We start from the raw sequence: 16,414 nt of genomic DNA on the forward strand, positions 1-16,414 counted from the left end.
TGCCTCCTCTTACTCCTGCTTGGTCAGGATCGTTTTAGGGTGAAGCCGCATGACTGATACAGACGGCAGTAATGTGGCGATGACGGCAATTGCGACGCCGATCCCGCCAAGAATCAGAAGGTCATTCAGTGAGACGTTTACCTGCATTGTACTGATGACATCCGCGCCGGATGAATGCTGACCGAACAAGCCGCCTCCCCGCGGCATTTCTCCTCCGCCCCAGCCGCTTGTTTGCTGCTGTGAATCATCGGCTGAGCTGACCTGCTGGGAAAGAAGCTGATTTCCGAGCTGATTCGCCACAAGGCTGCCCGTGACGGATGCGATCCCGATGGCAATAACGGCGACAACCAGAATTTCCGTTAAGAATTGTCCGATGAGCTTCCAGCGCTTTTCGCCGATCGCCATCAAGACACCCATTTCATACTTGCGTTCCCTGATCGACATCATCACGATCAACCCGAGAATGACCGCGCCCGCGATGGATACAAGGTATACCACGTTTTTAGAAAATGACGCGACATTTTCAATCGGGCCGGCCATTTGCTGATACACCTGATCATTTGTCGTCAGCGTGTAGGTTTTATCAACTATGGATGTTTTTTTCGCAGCCGCAACGAATGAGTCAATATATTTTGCATCATCCATATAATAAACGGCTGAGCTGATTTTGTTTTTGTAATCAGACCCTTTTAACGCCGCCGCGGCGGTGTAAGGCGTATAGATTTTATTGTCAGGATTTAAGAATGAAAAATGCTGTGCCTGATCGTCTCCTGATGATGTTGTTTTATAGATTCCCACAATTTTAAGCTTCGTTTTCACAGAATCATCCGCTGCTGAGGAAACGGTAATGGAGCCGCCGACCTTCAGCTTGTTTTGATCTGCCAGCGTTTCATTAATCACGGCGACTTTTGCGTCCGCATCTGTCTTTGTGATGGCGCGGCCGTCAGTGATTTTTGAGCTCCCGCCTGTGAAATCATCAAGCAATGCCGTAGAGAGCACGCCTTCGATCGAGATATCAGCTGAAATCATCTGTCTTCCGCCGCCTTGAAAACGGCCGGCGCCGGAACTGTTATCGGCTGATTCGCCTGAGCTTTTTATCGCATCAAAGCTTTCTGCATTTGCTGACGCTGTCGTGAGGAAGTTGTAATTTTTAACATGCTGTAAAGATGTAAGCTTCTTGGCATCTGAGACGGAAATCGGCGTTGATTCAAACGTCCTCTTTTCACCGTCTTTTTGCTGCTGCGCCATTTGCTTTTGGCGGTCAGCCTGGAGTGTGACGCTCCCGCCGAGCTGCTGCCTTGCCAGTTCGCTTGATTTCTTTGCTGCTGACTGGATCGTAAGACCGGACAGGACAAAAATGCAAATCACTGAAAACACAACCAGCTGCAAAAATGTTTTTCCCTTTTTTGCCTTCATGCTCCAAAAGGCTCTTTTTATAAAGTTCATGTCTGTTCCTCCGTGTGGGTGTCAGATCTTGTAAAACCGGCCTTCTTTAGCACCGGCCATCCGATATGTATATAGTAGGAGAAATGTATGAAAAAAATATGAACAAACTATTTCCGGATGATGAAATAAAAACTAACAATTGTGAAACCCGAAAACACCCGGGTAAAATGGTGCTATTATAAGAAAAAGCGTGAAGATAAGCGGAGGAACCAATGAAGATATTAATGATAGAAGACAATATAAGCGTATGCACCATGACGGAAATGTTCTTTTTTAAAGAAGGATTTGAAGCCGAATTTGTCCATGACGGAGTGGAAGGCTATCAGCGTTTCACGGAAGAGGACTGGGATTTGGTCATTCTGGACATTATGCTTCCATCAATGGACGGAGTGACGATCTGCCGGAAAATAAGAGAGACGAGCAGTGTGCCGATTATTATGCTGACCGCAAAGGACACGGAGTCTGATCAGGTGATCGGGTTTGAAATGGGAGCCGACGACTATGTCACCAAGCCGTTCAGCCCGCTGACACTAGTAGCGCGGATTAAAGCGGTGATCAGAAGATACCGGGCGACGGGGCAGGCCGTTAAAAGCGACGACTTGATCGAAACGGCGTGTTTTTCAATCAATAAGAAGACGCGGGAAGTGTTTCTGCACGGAAAACCTGTCGAGAATCTGACGCCGAAGGAATTCGATCTGCTCTTTTATCTCGCACAAAACCCGCGCCAGGTTTTTTCGAGAGAGCAGCTGCTTGAGCAGGTGTGGGGCTATCAATTTTACGGCGATGAACGTACGGTTGATGTTCATATTAAACGGCTGCGCAAAAAACTGTCCAGTGAGGAAAAACCGTTTTTATACACGGTGTGGGGGGTAGGATACAAATTTGATGAGGATTAAATACTTATATCAGCTGCTGTTAAGCCATGTCAGCATTTTGATTTTGGCCTTTTTCATCATCATTTCCCTGTTTTCGCACTTTGTGAAAGATTTTGCGTATCAAAATAAAGTGGATGAGCTGTCTTCTTACGCGCAGCAGATCACTAGTGAGCTGAACGGCCGCGATCTTGATCTGCGCCGCCTGTATCCGTATCAGGACATGTTAAAAACGCGCGAGACCAGGTTTATTATTTTTGATGAACATCAGCGCCCTTACTTTTTTCCTGACGATATGCCGCCGCGCGAGAAGCTGAAAAGTAAAGAGTGGCACATGCTGAAGCAAGGGAAAACCGTTCAGATCAGAGCGGAGATGAACCGTTTTAATACGGAAGGCTTGGAAGTATCGCTTGTCGCAAAACCGCTTTTTATCAACGATCAATTTAAAGGCGCGGTGCTGCTCGTGTCTCCCGTCAGAGGGGTCGAGCAGATGATCAGCCAGGTCAACCGCTATATGATTTACGCGATCATCAGCACCCTTATCATCACGATTCTGCTGAGCTGGCTTTTATCTAAATTTCACGTCAAGCGGATTCAGACATTGCGGGATGCGACCGGAAAAGTGGCATCCGGTGATTACGATATTTCGCTCAAGAACAGCGGCGGCGATGAAATCGGCATGCTGGCGTCCGATTTCAACATCATGGCCAAAAATCTGAAGCAATCGAGAGAGCAGATTGACCGCCTTGAAAAACGGAGGCGCCAATTTATCGCCGATGTCTCCCATGAGCTGAGAACGCCTTTGACGACCATTAACGGACTTGTGGAGGGGCTTAACAGCAACACCATCCCGGAAAAAGATAAAGAGAAATGCTTCTCGCTGATCAGCGAAGAAACGAAGCGGATGCTCAGGCTCGTGAAAGAAAACCTGGATTATGAAAAAATCAGATCCCAGCAAATCAAACTGGACAAGCTCAGCCTGCCGCTCATCGAGGTGTTTGAAATTATTAAAGAGCATCTCAATCAGCAGGCGGAGGAAAAACAAAATCAGCTGCGGATTCAAGTGGAGGACGGCGTCAAAGTGTTCGCCGATTATGACAGGCTGATCCAGATTCTCGTCAACATCACGAAAAACAGCATTCAATTTACGCAAAAGGGAGACATCACACTGCGCGGGTATGAAGGCTATAAAGAAACGGTGATTGAAATCGAAGACACCGGGATCGGCATCTCCAAAGAGGAAATTGAGCATATATGGGAGCGGTTTTATAAGGCGGACGTGTCCCGGACGAATACGGCATACGGCGAATACGGACTCGGCCTGTCCATCGTCAGGCAGCTCGTCGAAATGCACAGGGGTACGATAGATATTGACAGCGAAAAAGGAAAAGGCACGACCTTTACAATCCGCCTTCCGCTGAATACGAAAAATGAATCATCTTGAAACCGGCGGTCCCGTCTGGCCGCCGTCTGTTTTATCTCCACTCGGAAAATTGCGCTCTGCCGAAACAAAGTTTGCGTGTTTTTCGGGATGGAAAGAGACGGAAACGTGATAAAATAACTGGTAAACAGGTCTTGGATGGGGAGGGTGAAGGAATGAAGAGCGGGTTAATTCCTTCTTCAGCAGTCGGGCAGAAAATTAACGAGTGGTATCGATACATCAGAACATTCAGCGTGCCGGATGCGGAGATCTTGAAGGCCGAGATCAAACAAGAGCTTGACCATATGGAGCCTGATTCGAACTTAGTGCTTTATTATTCCCTCATGGAATTTCGCCATCAGCTGATGCTGGACTACTTGGAGCCGCTGGAAAAACTGAAGATAGAAGACCAGCCGACCCTGTCGGAAATTCTTGATAACATTGATAACAGCCAGGCCGGCCTCAAAGGGCTTCTCGATTATTACGTCAACTTTTTCAAAGGCATGTTTGAATTTGATAAAAGAGAATTTATCTCAGCGATTACATATTATAAACAAGCTGAGAAAAAACTGGCCTTCGTATCGGACCACGTGGAACGGGCGGAGTTTTATTTTAAAGTGGCCGAAGCTTATTATCATATGAAACAAACGTATTTTTCTTTGATACATATAAAAAACGCTTATGAAATTTACGTAGAGCAGGACACATATAACGTCCGGATCATTCAATGCCATTTTGTATTCGGCGTCAATTTAATGGATGAAAGGCGCTTTGAACAGGCGGCCAAACATTTTCAGCACGCTCTGCAAATGGCCGAAAAAGAACAAAAAGCGCAGCTTGTCGGGAGGGCGCTGTATAACCTCGGACTGTGCTACTACAATCAGGACCGCATCGGCGAAGCGATTCCATACTTTGAACGGGCGGTCGATACATTTGAATCACAAAGAATCGTCAATTCTCTTCCTCAAGCATATTTTCTAATCACACTCATTTACTTTAAACTCGGAAAAAAAGAAAAAGCGTCGGAATATCACAAGCGGGGATATGAATATGCTAAAGAAACAGACGATCCCGTTTACACGGTAAAATTCGAATGGCTGCAGGCTCTGTATCAGGCGAAACCGGATGAGGAAACAATCAGTGCGTGTTTCCGTTACCTGGAAGATAAAAATTTATACGCCGATATAGAGGATTTAGCACTAGAAGCAGCTAAATATTACTATGAACAAAATTGCTTTAAAATTTCTTCTGACTATTTTCTGAAAGTCGAAGAGGCAAGGAAACAAATACAAAGGAGTGAGGGTTTGTATGAAATTGAAATCTAAATGGTTTGTTATTTGTTTAGCAGCCGCCGCGATTTTTACAGTGACAGGTGCAGGCCAGACAGATCAGGCTGACTTCCATGTAGCTGAAAGAGGAATGACGTGAGAAGAAAATAGCCTGAATAAAGGAAAAGACTGCATGGGAATGTTCCCGGCAGTCTTTTTTTGCGCGGCCGGACTCGGACAGCGGCGGAAAACAAAAGAAAACGCCGCAGGTCAAAACCCGCAGCGTCCTCATATAGACGGAGTGATGCTTAGAAGCCGCCAACATAGGCAGTACCTACAATAACCAACAGGATAAATAAAACAACGATCAAAGCGAAAGAGCTGATTCCAGAATATCCTGACATGAGCTTCACCTCCATATTGTCTATACCATACAATATGTAAAAGAAGCTGCTTTGTAAGGGATATTAGTGGACAAGAGAAAAAAGAGGCGGTGTCCTATGAGAGTAAGACTCCGGCGAAAAATTCGTCATACAGTGCCCGCACCGCGTGTCTTTCCTGTTCTTCTTTCACTCCGAACATCATGCTGACTTCCGATGACCCTTGATTGATCATCTCGATGTTGACGCCGGCTTCCGACAGTGCTTTGGATGCCCTGGCGGTTGTGCCGACATTATGGCGCATCGCTTCCCCGACGACCATAATCAGCGCCAGATTGTGCCTGACTGTGACTTCATCTGCTTGAAGTTCCTGCTTCAGACGGGTGACGAGCCTGTGTTCCAGTTCTGAGTCCATCTGATTGTGCCGAAGGATGATCGTGATGTCGTCAATGCCGGATGGAACGTGTTCATACGTCAATCCTTCTTCCTCCAAAATGTGAAGGGCTTTGCGGCCGAAACCGATTTCCCGGTTCATTAAATATTTGCTTATGTAAATGCTGCAAAAGCCCGTGTCGCTTGCGATGCCGATGACTGGCCCGTTCGTATTGTCACGGCTGCTGACGACGCGTGTTCCTTTCGCATCCGGATTATTCGTATTCTTAATCTGAACGGGGATGCCGGCCCGAAATGCGGGAATCAGCGCTTCATCATGAAAAACGGAAAATCCGGCATAGGAGAGCTCACGCATTTCCCGATACGTCAGTTCGTTAATTTCTTTCGGATGCCGCACGATTGACGGGTTGACGGAATAGACGGCGTCCACATCAGTAAAGTTTTCGTACAGGTCGGCTTTTAAGCCGCTGGCGAGGATGGAGCCGGTAATATCAGAACCGCTCCGGGAAAACGTCACAATCTCATGCTCCTTCGTGTAACCGAAAAATCCCGGAAAAATGATCAAGCCTTCACGGTTTCTCAGACGGTACAAATGACCATAAGACTCAGGGAGCACCTGCGCGCTTCCGGGTTCATTCGTCACAAACAGCCCCGCTTCTTTCGGACTTACGTATTCCGCTTTCACGCCCTGCCGTCGGAAGTAGGCTGCGATCAGCTTCGCGTTGTTGTCCTCGCCGCTCGCCTTCACCGCATCCATATATTGTTCGGGATTGGTTTTACAGCTGTTTAAAAGAGCGAATAGGTCACTGCGGATTCTTTCTATAATAGAGAAATCCAGGTTCAGCTCACGCGCGATGGCGGCGTACCGTTCAATGACCGTTTCGGCAAGCTCGGGCGCTGCACCTTTTTGCAAATAATGCTCCGCACAGCGGATTAACAGATCCGTCACCTTTGTATCGTCCGAGAAGCGTTTTCCCGGTGCCGATACGACGACGGCTTTCCGCGCGGGATCAGCCGTCACGATTTGAAACACTTTCTCAAGCTGGGCTCCTGACGCAAGAGAGCTGCCTCCGAATTTTACAACTTTCATGATTTACATCCCCTAATATTTAAATTTTCTCACAAATTTAATTTTTATTATCTCTCTTTCAAACATGTAAATCAAGGATTTTTTCTACGTGGGAAGAACATTTGTATTTTCGTGGAGGAATTTTGCCGCTGTTTGTCAGATTTGTTTCCCTCAAGCGTGTCATCATGTGCAAAAAATGATAAGCAGCCAAATGTAGGTTATAGAAAATCCTGCAAATTCTTGATAGACTGATTGTAAGACAATTTAGTGTACGGCCCGCGGATGACCGCTTTTGAAAGCAAAACTGTATTGACTGCGCTTGGAAAGATGATAAGATTATAATTGTCGTTGATAATGATAATCATTACGAGTGGGATATATGGGAGTTGTTTGGCAATCAGTCATACCGTTTGTGATGGGTGCAGGGAGGCAGCATGAAGCTACGTTACTTACTTTTGCTACTGGCGGTTTTGGCGTGTACTTCTATATTTATCGGTGTAGAAGATTTGTCGCCGCTGGATATTTTTCATTTAAATAAAGAACAGGCGGGTACATTGTTTGACAGCCGGCTGCCGCGTTTGGTGAGCATTATCATCGCCGGCATGAGCCTGAGCATCTGCGGATTAATCATGCAGCAGATCAGCCGGAATAAATTTGTATCGCCGACGACTGCGGGAACGATGGATTGGGCAAGGCTCGGAATCTTGATTTCATTAATGCTTTTTACGTCAGCGAGTCCGCTTGTGAAAATGTCTATCGCTTTCGTTTTCGCGTTGGCGGGAAATTTCCTTTTCATGAAAATCCTCGAGAGAATCAAGTTCAATGATGCGATTTTTATTCCTCTCGTCGGTTTAATGCTTGGGAACATCGTCAGCTCAATCGCCACGTTTATCGCATATAAATATGACCTGATCCAAAACCTGTCGTCTTGGCTGCAGGGAGATTTCTCACTGGTCGTCAAAGGCCGGTATGAGCTTTTATATCTGAGTATCCCGCTTTTGATCATCGCTTATGTGTATGCGGATAAATTTACGGTGGCGGGAATGGGAGAGAGCTTTTCCGTCAATCTCGGCCTGAAATACAAACGCGTCGTCAATATCGGTCTGATTATCGTGTCGCTCATCGCTTCACTGGTGATCCTGACCGTCGGGATGCTGCCGTTTCTCGGTTTGATCATTCCCAATATGGTGTCGATTTACAAAGGGGACAACCTGAGGAGCAGCCTGCCTCACACCGCTCTGCTGGGCGCTGTTTTTGTGCTGTTTTGCGACATTTTGGGAAGGGTGATCATCTTCCCGTACGAAATTTCCATCGGCCTGATGGTCGGTGTTATCGGCAGCGGCATCTTCCTGTATATGCTGTTAAGGAGAAAAGCATATGAGTCATAATAAAAAAATTACGCTGCTGGCGGCGCTCGCCATGATATGTATCGGATTCTTCCTGTTCTACGGACTGGGCAATTGGGAATACTCCCTGCCGAGACGATGCTTCAAAGTGCTTGCCATGATGCTCACCGGAGGAGCGATCGCGTTTTCAACGGTCATCTTCCAGACGATTACAAATAACCGCATACTGACACCGGGCATTTTAGGCCTCGATTCCCTGTATATGCTCATTCAGACCGTCATCGTGTTCCTGTTCGGTTCAATGAATATCGTCATGATGAACAAAAATCTTAATTTCGTCATCTCCGTCGGGCTGATGGTGCTCTTGTCACTCGTTTTGTATCAGCTCATGTTTAAAGGCGAGGGGCGGAACGTGTTTTTCCTTCTGCTTGTCGGCGTCGTGTTCGGCACGCTGTTCAACAGTCTGTCATCCTTTATGCAGATGCTGATTGATCCGAATGAGTTCCAGGTTGTTCAGGACAAAATGTTTGCCAGTTTTAACAATATCAATACCGATCTTTTAGGGTTTGCCGGTGCTGTCTTTCTTCTGACGGGCATTTATGTCTGGCGGTTCACGCGGTTTTTTGACGTGCTGTCGCTCGGCAGGGAGCACGCCGTCAACCTGGGGATTGATTACGATAAGCTTGTGAAACAGATGCTCATTGTCGTTGCCATTCTTGTGTCTGTCTCTACGGCTCTTGTCGGGCCGATTATGTTTTTAGGACTGCTTGTCGTCAATCTGGCGAGAGAGTTTTTAAAAACCTACAGGCACACGTATTTAATCGCGGGTTCTGTCCTGATCAGCATCGTCGCGCTCGTCGGGGGCCAGTTCGTCGTGGAGAAAGTGTTCACGTTTTCCACGACGCTGAGCGTCATCATTAATTTTGCCGGCGGGATTTATTTTATCTATCTGCTGTTAAAGGAGAATAAATCATGGTAGAGGTCAAAAATGTAAGCAAACAATACGGAGGGAAAACCGTCCTTGAGAAAACGTCTCTATCCATTCAAAAGGGCAGGCTCACCTCATTTATCGGTCCGAACGGCGCGGGAAAAAGCACGCTGCTGTCTATCATGAGCCGGCTGATTAAGACGGATTCCGGGGAAATTACGGTCGACGGGCAAGAGATCGGGGCCTGCAAAAGCAACGATCTGGCAAAAAAAATCAGCATCCTGAAGCAGACGAACCAAATCAATATCAGGCTGACGATTAAAGACCTGGTCAGCTTCGGCAGATTTCCGTATTCCCAGGGGAAACTGACGGATGAAGATTGGGTGCATATCAACCAGGCACTCAGTTATATGAAGCTGGATGACTTAAAGGATAAATATCTCGATCAGCTCAGCGGAGGCCAGTGCCAGAGGGCGTTTATCGCGATGATCATCGCTCAGGATACGGACTATATTTTTCTCGATGAGCCGCTGAACAATTTAGATATGAAGCATTCCGTTGAAATGATGAAGCTGTTGAAGCGGCTTGTGGAAGACTTCGGAAAAACGGTCGTCGTAGTGATTCACGATATCAACTTCGCATCCGTATATTCAGACCATATCGTCGCACTGAAAAACGGCCGGATCGTCAAAGAAGGGCCGGCGGAGGAGATCATTGAAACCTCCGTGCTTGAAGATATTTATGATATGACCATCCCGATTCAAGAGATTGACAGTCAGCGGATCGGTGTGTACTTTTCTTAAAAACCAGATGAGGTGAAAGTCATGAAAAAATTCGCATTGCTAATCATTGCACTCGTTACGATTTTTGTTGTTTCTGCATGCGGAAACGGGGACAAAACATCAGGCAAATCAAAAGAAACAATCACAATCAAAGATGACCTGAACAAAGAAGGCGTCAAAGTGCCGAAGAATCCGAAAAAAGTCGTCGTATTCAACTTCGGAATGCTGGACACGATGGATGAACTCGGTTTACAGGATCATGTGGCGGGACTTCCGAAACAAAACCTTCCAAAATACTTATCTTCATATAAAAGTGATAAATACGCCAATACAGGCGGTTTAAAAGAACCGGATTTTGAAAAAGTCGCGGATATTGATCCGGATTTAATCATTATCGCCCACAGACAATCTGATTCTTTTAAAGAGTTCTCAAAAATCGCTCCGACGATTTATCTTGATGATGACTATACAAACTACGTTGACAGATTCAAGCACAACACCGAAGTGATCGGCAAAATCTTTAACAAAGAAAATGAAGTGAAAGATAAGCTTGCGAAAATTGACAAATCCATTGCGGATCTGAAGAAAAAGACAAGCAGCACGGATAAAAACGGGTTAGTGGTGATGGCGAACGACGGCAAAATCAGCGCGTTCGGATCTAAATCAAGATACGGCTTCATTCATGATGTGTTCGGCGTCAAACCGGCTGACAAAAACATCGAAGCCTCATTGCACGGACAAAGCATTTCCTATGAATATATCGCCAAAACAAACCCTGATTACATGTTTGTCGTTGACCGCGGAACAGCGATCGGCACAAAATCTTCAACAAAACAAGTGGTTGAAAATGATTATGTAAAATCGGTGAAAGCCGTGAAAAACAACCATGTTGTCTACCTTGATTCAGCTACATGGTATTTATCAGGAGGCGGCCTGGAATCCATGGCGCAAATGGTGAAAGAAGTAAAAGACGGAATCGAGAAGTAAAAAAAGAACCCGGTCACATACGTGATCGGGTTCTTTTTGGTTTACCGCGTAACGGCCTGCTGCTGCTCGGGCTGACGCGGTTTTTTCTTCAATATAAAAGATAGGAGGAAGCCGGCCAGCGCGATGCAGGCGGCTACGACAAATGCCGCATTCATGCCGTGCAGGGCGGCGTTTGCCGGAGTTGTCGCATTTGCGTGCGCGGCCTGGCTGCTCATCACGGAAACTAGCAGCGCCGTACCGATAGAACCGCCGACTTGGCGGACGGTATTGTTCATGGCTGTGCCGTGCGGAATTAAGTGGCGCGGCAGGGCGTTGATTCCCGCTGTCGTCACCGGCATCATAATCATGGCTGTTCCCAAAAGCCGCGCGGTATAAACGACGACAATCCAAATGAGAGACGTCGAGTCCGTCAGATTCATAAACGGCAGGGACGTGAGCAGGATGATGAAGAATCCGGTCATCGCAAGGCCCTTTCCGCCGATTTTGTCAAACACCCGGCCGATAAACGGAGACATCATCCCCATCACAATCGCGCCCGGCAAAAGCATTAATCCGGTATCAAACGCGGATACGCCCCGGACTTTTTGCGTGTAAAGCGGGAGAATGGTTTCCGTTCCGATCAGCAGCGCGAAAACAAGCGTTCCGAGCAGGGTGGTCAGGCTGAAAATCCCGAAAGAAAACACGCGGAATTCCAGCATCGGTTTTTTGAGCTTCATCTGTCTTGCGATAAAGAAAATCAGCGCGACCGCTCCGACAAGCAGCGAAGTCAGCACTTCAGCACTGGTCCACCCTGATGAACCGGCGCTTGAGAAGCCGTAAAGCAGACCGCCGAATCCGAGGGTCGATAAGACCACGGATAAAATATCAATCTGTGTTTCTCGTAATGTCGTGACGTTTTTCATCAGAATAATCGCTAAAAGCAAATCGATGACTGCGATCGGGAAGATGATATAAAACAAAGACCGCCAAGAGAATGCTTCGACCGCCCATCCGGAAAGCGTCGGGCCGATCGCCGGCGCGAACGAAATAACTAAGCCGACCATACCCATGGCGCGGCCGCGCTTTTCCATCGGGAAAATCGTGAGAAATACCGTCTGCATGAGCGGCAGCATAATTCCGGCACCGGCCGCCTGGATAATCCGGGCCGTCAAGAGCACCGGAAAGTTCGGTGCGAATGCGCCGACAATGGTGCCCGCCGTGAAAATACTCATGGCGGAAATCAAGAGGGTGCGGCTTGTGAATTTCTCTATTAAAAACGCGGTAATCGGAATCAAAATCCCGTTCGTCAGCATAAACGATGTTGTCAGCCATTGCGCTTTGTTGGCGTCTATATTGAAGTCATTCATAATGTGCGGCAGCGCCGTGATAAGCAGTGTCTGGTTCAAAATGGCGACGAACGCTCCCGCCAAAAGAATCCCGACAATGACAGAGCGGTTGTATGGTGCAGTTTTAATACTCTTATTCAAGCTGATTCCTTCTTTCTTTATAGTTTGAGCAATGTTTTAACGGCTGCAAGCGGCTGGTGCAGCGGTCCGGCCTGCTCCAAATAACCGATGAGCGCTTTGATGAGAAAATCCCGCGGCTGTTTGTCCGCTGATTCTTTCTCCAGCATAGCCGCCGCGGAAGCGAGTCCTGCGGCGTCATATTTTTCCTCCGGAAGGGCTGAGACGGCTTCTTTCAGTTCCTTCAGGCTTTCAGCCAGCAATACGGTTTTGTCTTTCGGCTCAAATGAGGAAGCGGAGACGATATAAAGGTCAATCATCTCCTGAGGCAAAGCGGTTTCGGTTGTCCTGTTTTCGACGATGAGATTGAGGTGGCGGATGATAAACTCCGTGAGCGGCTCCAGGGCGAGCGGTTCTTTTTCCAGCTTAATCAGCGTGATGCATTCTCTCAGGAGCCCTTGCAGGACGATCACCAGCTCCCATACATAAGGAATAATGTCTTCGCCGTACGTCTGAATCAGTGAATCGCGATGCCAGCAGATAAAGGTGGAGCGGGCCCTGTGAATATGCCGTTTTACCCGCTCATTAATGGAAGAGGGGCTTCCGTACATCAGCATATTAAAAAACTGCTGATTGCGCCTGAAGCCTTCAAGCTCAGCCATCAGTTTTTTGGCAAACCGTTCCTCAGGGGAGAGGCTTGTTTCTTCATTCAATAATGAAGCGGCGGCTACCATCTGTTTCTGGTTAAAGTCGAGCAGCTCCAACAGCAGGTCTTCCTTTGATTCAAACAGCTTATATAAAGATGCTTTGGAGACTTTGCACTCCTCTGCGATCGCCTGCATCGAAACCGACGAAAAGCTTTTCCCGGAAAAAAGCTTCCTTGCCGCCAGCAGAATATCCGTTTTCTTATCATTCATAAGCCCAGATTCCTTCTTTCGTCACAATAGAAAACCCATCGGTTCACAGAAAACCAATGAGTATATGATGAAAATATTAACAAAAATTTTTACATAGTGTCAACGCTTTTGTTTGAGGAACAGAAAAAACCTGCCGGAGTGTTCCGGCAGGCTGATCCGCTTATTTATCCGTCTTAAACCCTTGTTTTTCAAGCATTTCACGAATGTGAGGATAATAAAGCTGCTTATAGTAGGAGGTGATGCCTTGTGACCAGTTTCTCGTTTCCTGTCCGTCGGTGCGTTTTTTCATGTATTCGGACATCTGCTTGTCATAGGCCTCGATATGTGTTCTTACATCTTCTTCTTGATACGTTTCATGATGCAGAACGGCTGCTTGCGGCAGACGCGGTTTTTTCGCGGAGCGGTCTGCCGGATGGCCGATGACGAGACCGGAAACCGGGAAAACGTATTTCGGAAGTTTCAGCAATTCAATGAGTTCGTCCGGCTTGCCGCGCACGGCGCCGATCGGCACAGTGCCGAGTCCCATTGATTCAGCCGCAGCCGTTGCCGTACCCAGCGCAATCCCGACATCTACGGCTCCGACTAGAACGGACTCTAAACCGTTCGTGATCTCAAGCGGTGTATCATTATATTCTTCAAGCGCAATTTTGGCGCGGTTAAAATCAGCGCAGAATAAAAGGAAAACCGGCGCTTGGTCAATCCACGGCTGGCCGCCAGCCAATTCGGATATTTTTTTCTTCCGCTCCTTATCTTTCACCGCAATAACGGTAAATTGCTGGCCGTTAATGGAAGTGGGCGCTGCCTGAGCGGCTTGGATGATAAGGTCCAGCTGTTCATCCGATACGGGTTCATCTGTGTAGCTGCGGATGGAACGGTGGTCTGTTAATAATTGAAGGACTTCGTTCATGTCATTCATCCTTTCGTTACTCTGACAGTTCTGTGCGGACGACGTCAAGCGGCGCACTCAGCACTTCTTTTGCTTTTGCCACGAATCCTTGGAAATGGTCAGTTGCGTTGTGGAATTTCATCGCTTCTTCATCTTTCCATTGTTCAAGCATGACGAATGTATTTTCCTCACCGACTTTTTCGAAAAGGTCGTATTGCACATTTCCTTCTTCTGCGCGTGAATGCTGAACAAGTGATTGCGCTTCTCCTAAAAATTCCTCGCGTTTATCCGCTTTTACTTTCATGTAAGCCTGTAAGACGATCATGGTTATTCCTCCTGATTGGGTTAATTTGTTATAGTTCGAATATTATCGAACTAACTGTAACATGTTTCGCTGCGAATGGTAAAGGAAAAACCCTCACCGCCTAAATTGTCACCCGCCGATGATCTGTGTTACATTTGACTCATGAACATTCCAAACCATCCTGAAACCGAACGCTTACAGCTGACAAAGGTTCTTCATGCTCTGAGTGATCCGCTCCGCTTAGAGCTGGTCAAACAATTGGCGGAAACAACAGAAAAAACGTGCGGAACCTGCGCTGATGTCCGGGTCGCTAAATCAACGCTGTCCCATCACTTCAAAGTGCTGCGGGAAGCGGGGGTCGCCCAAGTGCGCATAGACGGGAAGCACCGTTATTATTCCCTGCGCAAAGATGATTTACATGAGGCGTTTCCCGGCCTGCTGGAGGCGATTTTGCAGACAGAACCGGACCGCTGGTAAATAAGTCCCCGAATTCCGGGGGTTTTTTTATGCGCCGAAAACCGCCCGGTAAAGCCTGTGGACGCCTTCTTGAATATCGCTCTCCTTCAGGCGGGCGAACCCCAGAATGAGCTGCGGTTTGTTTGAATCGCCTCCCGCTTTCAGACGGAACCGGCTCATCGCAAACAGATCGAGCTGTTCTGCATCCGCCCGTGCCAATATCTCTTTTTCTGAACGGGCGCAGTCAAACTCAGTGACAAAATGAAGTCCCGCATTGGCGCCCTTTACACTGATTCTTTCTCCGAATGTTTCTTCCAAAGCCGAAATGAGGCGTTCCCGCATGTTCTTATAATGCTGCTTCATCTTTTTAATATGTTTCTGATATTCACCGGATTCGATAAATTCTTTCAGCGCGAGCTGGGCAAGCGTGCTGCACGTATGCAGGTCATACGTTCTCTCTTTGAACGTCCGCAAAAGCCCGGGCGGCAGAACCATATAGCTGATGCGCAGACCTGGGAAAAGGGATTTTGAAAAGGTCCCCATGTAGATGACATTTTGAAACCGGTCAAGGCTTTGAAGCGCCGGTATCGTATCGGCGTCATATTTAAATTCACTGTCATAATCATCTTCAATGATGAAGCGGCCGTTCTGTTCGGCGGCCCAGTTTAAAAGCTGAATCCGCCGGGAAGCCGGCATGATCACGCCTGCGGGGAATTGATGGGAAGGCGTGGTGATCAATACAGAGGGCCGGCGTTTTTCGATTTCGTTCATGGACATGCCTTTTTCATCAAGGCTGATCGTCGCCGTCTTTTTCCCGAGGTTTTGCAGCAGCCGGTACATCCTCATATATCCCGGGTTCTCCATGGCGTAGAGCGCGTCTTTTGGCAGCAGTTCCGTCAGCAGCTGCACCAGCAATTGCGTGCCCGCTCCGAGCACGATTTGTTCCGGGCGGCATGTAACGCCCCTTGTCAGGGAAATAAGCCGCGAAATTGTTTCACGGACTTCATATAAACCTTGCGGATGGACGAGTTCTCCGAGTGTATGAAATGAACGGGCGGCTGCTTTCTGCTCACAGCGGAACCAGCTTTTCAGGGGGAAATGCGCCGTATCCACGCTCATATGAGAAAACGAAATCCAGCCGCTTTTATCCGTCTCCCGCTCTTTCAAATTATCAGGCAATGAGAGCGAAGGCGTTTCTTCATGATAAACCGTATCAATTTCCTCCACGAAAAAACCTTTTCTTTCGACTGCATATAAATAACCTTCTGAAAGCAGCTGCTGATAAGCTGAATTCACTGAATTCACGCTGACCTTGAGTGTCTCGGCAAGCTCCCGTTTAGACGGCACCTTTGTATGAGGCATCAGGCTGCGCTTCAAAACGGCCGCTTTTATGTGCTGATAGATCTGCTGATAGATATAATCCGCCGTTTCCGAATGGTCAATGGAAATCGTCAGCATCCAGACTCTGCCCCTTTCTGATACCATGGATAAATTGATTTTGGTACTTTTCATCATACC

General features: G+C 47.4%; 17 protein-coding genes. 9 read left to right on the top strand and 8 right to left on the bottom strand.

Annotated elements, in window-relative coordinates:
• Window positions 1-9 precede the first annotated feature (9 nt).
• Window positions 10-1,446, bottom strand: coding sequence for an ABC transporter permease (locus NSQ37_RS07295; protein WP_059366585.1), 1,437 nt, complete (start codon window positions 1,444-1,446; stop codon window positions 10-12).
• Window positions 1,447-1,658: 212 nt separating this feature from the next.
• Here NSQ37_RS07295 and NSQ37_RS07300 point away from each other — a divergent pair, with 212 nt between their 5' ends.
• The 4 genes from NSQ37_RS07300 to NSQ37_RS07315 all read left to right on the top strand — a co-directional run bounded on the left by NSQ37_RS07300 (window position 1,659) and on the right by NSQ37_RS07315 (window position 5,166).
• Window positions 1,659-2,342: a response regulator transcription factor gene (locus NSQ37_RS07300; RefSeq protein ID WP_007410267.1), complete on the top strand. Its 684-nt coding sequence runs from the start codon at window positions 1,659-1,661 to the stop codon at window positions 2,340-2,342.
• Window positions 2,329-3,762 (top strand): sensor histidine kinase, encoded by a 1,434-nt coding sequence (locus NSQ37_RS07305; protein WP_161936390.1) that lies wholly within the window; start codon window positions 2,329-2,331, stop codon window positions 3,760-3,762. The genes NSQ37_RS07300 and NSQ37_RS07305 overlap by 14 nt, the downstream gene beginning before the upstream one ends.
• 152 nt (window positions 3,763-3,914) lie before the next feature.
• Window positions 3,915-5,063 (top strand): Rap family tetratricopeptide repeat protein, encoded by a 1,149-nt coding sequence (locus NSQ37_RS07310; RefSeq protein ID WP_007410270.1) that lies wholly within the window; start codon window positions 3,915-3,917, stop codon window positions 5,061-5,063.
• On the top strand, window positions 5,047-5,166 hold the full coding sequence (locus NSQ37_RS07315; RefSeq protein WP_033575081.1) for a PhrC/PhrF family phosphatase-inhibitory pheromone: 120 nt from the start codon (window positions 5,047-5,049) through the stop codon (window positions 5,164-5,166). Before NSQ37_RS07310 ends, NSQ37_RS07315 begins: the two co-directional genes overlap by 17 nt.
• A gap of 148 nt (window positions 5,167-5,314) precedes the next feature.
• Here NSQ37_RS07315 and NSQ37_RS07320 read toward each other — a convergent pair whose 3' ends face one another.
• Together NSQ37_RS07320 and NSQ37_RS07325 are read right to left on the bottom strand one after the other, a co-directional pair.
• Window positions 5,315-5,425, bottom strand: coding sequence for a YjcZ family sporulation protein (locus tag NSQ37_RS07320; protein WP_369719092.1), 111 nt, complete (start codon window positions 5,423-5,425; stop codon window positions 5,315-5,317).
• Between the two features lie 79 nt (window positions 5,426-5,504).
• Window positions 5,505-6,869 (bottom strand): aspartate kinase, encoded by a 1,365-nt coding sequence (locus NSQ37_RS07325; RefSeq protein WP_059366589.1) that lies wholly within the window; start codon window positions 6,867-6,869, stop codon window positions 5,505-5,507.
• Between the two features lie 413 nt (window positions 6,870-7,282).
• Here NSQ37_RS07325 and NSQ37_RS07330 point away from each other — a divergent pair, with 413 nt between their 5' ends.
• From NSQ37_RS07330 to NSQ37_RS07345, 4 genes are read left to right on the top strand one after another with little or no spacing between them, the layout of a single operon-like run.
• Window positions 7,283-8,236 (top strand): ABC transporter permease, encoded by a 954-nt coding sequence (locus NSQ37_RS07330; RefSeq protein ID WP_059366593.1) that lies wholly within the window; start codon window positions 7,283-7,285, stop codon window positions 8,234-8,236.
• A complete protein-coding gene (locus NSQ37_RS07335) occupies window positions 8,226-9,173 on the top strand; it encodes an iron chelate uptake ABC transporter family permease subunit (protein WP_007410274.1) in 948 nt (315 codons plus the stop codon). Before NSQ37_RS07330 ends, NSQ37_RS07335 begins: the two co-directional genes overlap by 11 nt.
• Complete coding sequence (locus tag NSQ37_RS07340) at window positions 9,167-9,925, top strand: iron ABC transporter ATP-binding protein (RefSeq protein ID WP_003156330.1); 759 nt, start codon at window positions 9,167-9,169, stop codon at window positions 9,923-9,925. The genes NSQ37_RS07335 and NSQ37_RS07340 overlap by 7 nt, the downstream gene beginning before the upstream one ends.
• A gap of 21 nt (window positions 9,926-9,946) precedes the next feature.
• Window positions 9,947-10,891 (top strand): siderophore ABC transporter substrate-binding protein, encoded by a 945-nt coding sequence (locus tag NSQ37_RS07345; RefSeq protein WP_095352402.1) that lies wholly within the window; start codon window positions 9,947-9,949, stop codon window positions 10,889-10,891.
• A 41-nt stretch (window positions 10,892-10,932) separates the two neighbouring features.
• Here NSQ37_RS07345 and NSQ37_RS07350 read toward each other — a convergent pair whose 3' ends face one another.
• From NSQ37_RS07350 to NSQ37_RS07365, 4 genes are all read right to left on the bottom strand, one after another.
• Window positions 10,933-12,357 carry an MDR family MFS transporter gene (locus NSQ37_RS07350; protein WP_025284231.1) on the bottom strand — a complete coding sequence of 475 codons (1,425 nt, stop codon included), beginning with the start codon at window positions 12,355-12,357 and terminating at the stop codon, window positions 10,933-10,935.
• A 17-nt stretch (window positions 12,358-12,374) separates the two neighbouring features.
• Entirely contained in the window at window positions 12,375-13,250 is an 876-nt protein-coding gene (locus NSQ37_RS07355) for a TetR/AcrR family transcriptional regulator (RefSeq protein WP_160222848.1), read from the bottom strand.
• A 160-nt stretch (window positions 13,251-13,410) separates the two neighbouring features.
• On the bottom strand, window positions 13,411-14,157 hold the full coding sequence (gene nfsA, locus NSQ37_RS07360; protein ID WP_014416908.1) for an oxygen-insensitive NADPH nitroreductase: 747 nt from the start codon (window positions 14,155-14,157) through the stop codon (window positions 13,411-13,413).
• A gap of 16 nt (window positions 14,158-14,173) precedes the next feature.
• Window positions 14,174-14,461 carry a putative quinol monooxygenase gene (locus tag NSQ37_RS07365; RefSeq protein WP_003156323.1) on the bottom strand — a complete coding sequence of 96 codons (288 nt, stop codon included), beginning with the start codon at window positions 14,459-14,461 and terminating at the stop codon, window positions 14,174-14,176.
• A 141-nt stretch (window positions 14,462-14,602) separates the two neighbouring features.
• Between NSQ37_RS07365 and NSQ37_RS07370 the strand changes: the two genes are divergently transcribed.
• Window positions 14,603-14,917 carry an ArsR/SmtB family transcription factor gene (locus NSQ37_RS07370; protein WP_043021404.1) on the top strand — a complete coding sequence of 105 codons (315 nt, stop codon included), beginning with the start codon at window positions 14,603-14,605 and terminating at the stop codon, window positions 14,915-14,917.
• 27 nt (window positions 14,918-14,944) lie between these two features.
• On the opposite strand, the gene gabR is transcribed toward NSQ37_RS07370, so the two are convergent.
• Window positions 14,945-16,354, bottom strand: coding sequence for a MocR-like transcriptional regulator GabR (gene gabR / locus NSQ37_RS07375; protein WP_341123484.1), 1,410 nt, complete (start codon window positions 16,352-16,354; stop codon window positions 14,945-14,947).
• Window positions 16,355-16,414 lie beyond the last annotated feature (60 nt).

Origin of the sequence: Bacillus sp. FSL P4-0334 (assembly GCF_038004825.1) — a bacterium.
Classification (GTDB): Bacteria; Bacillota; Bacilli; order Bacillales; family Bacillaceae; genus Bacillus; species Bacillus velezensis.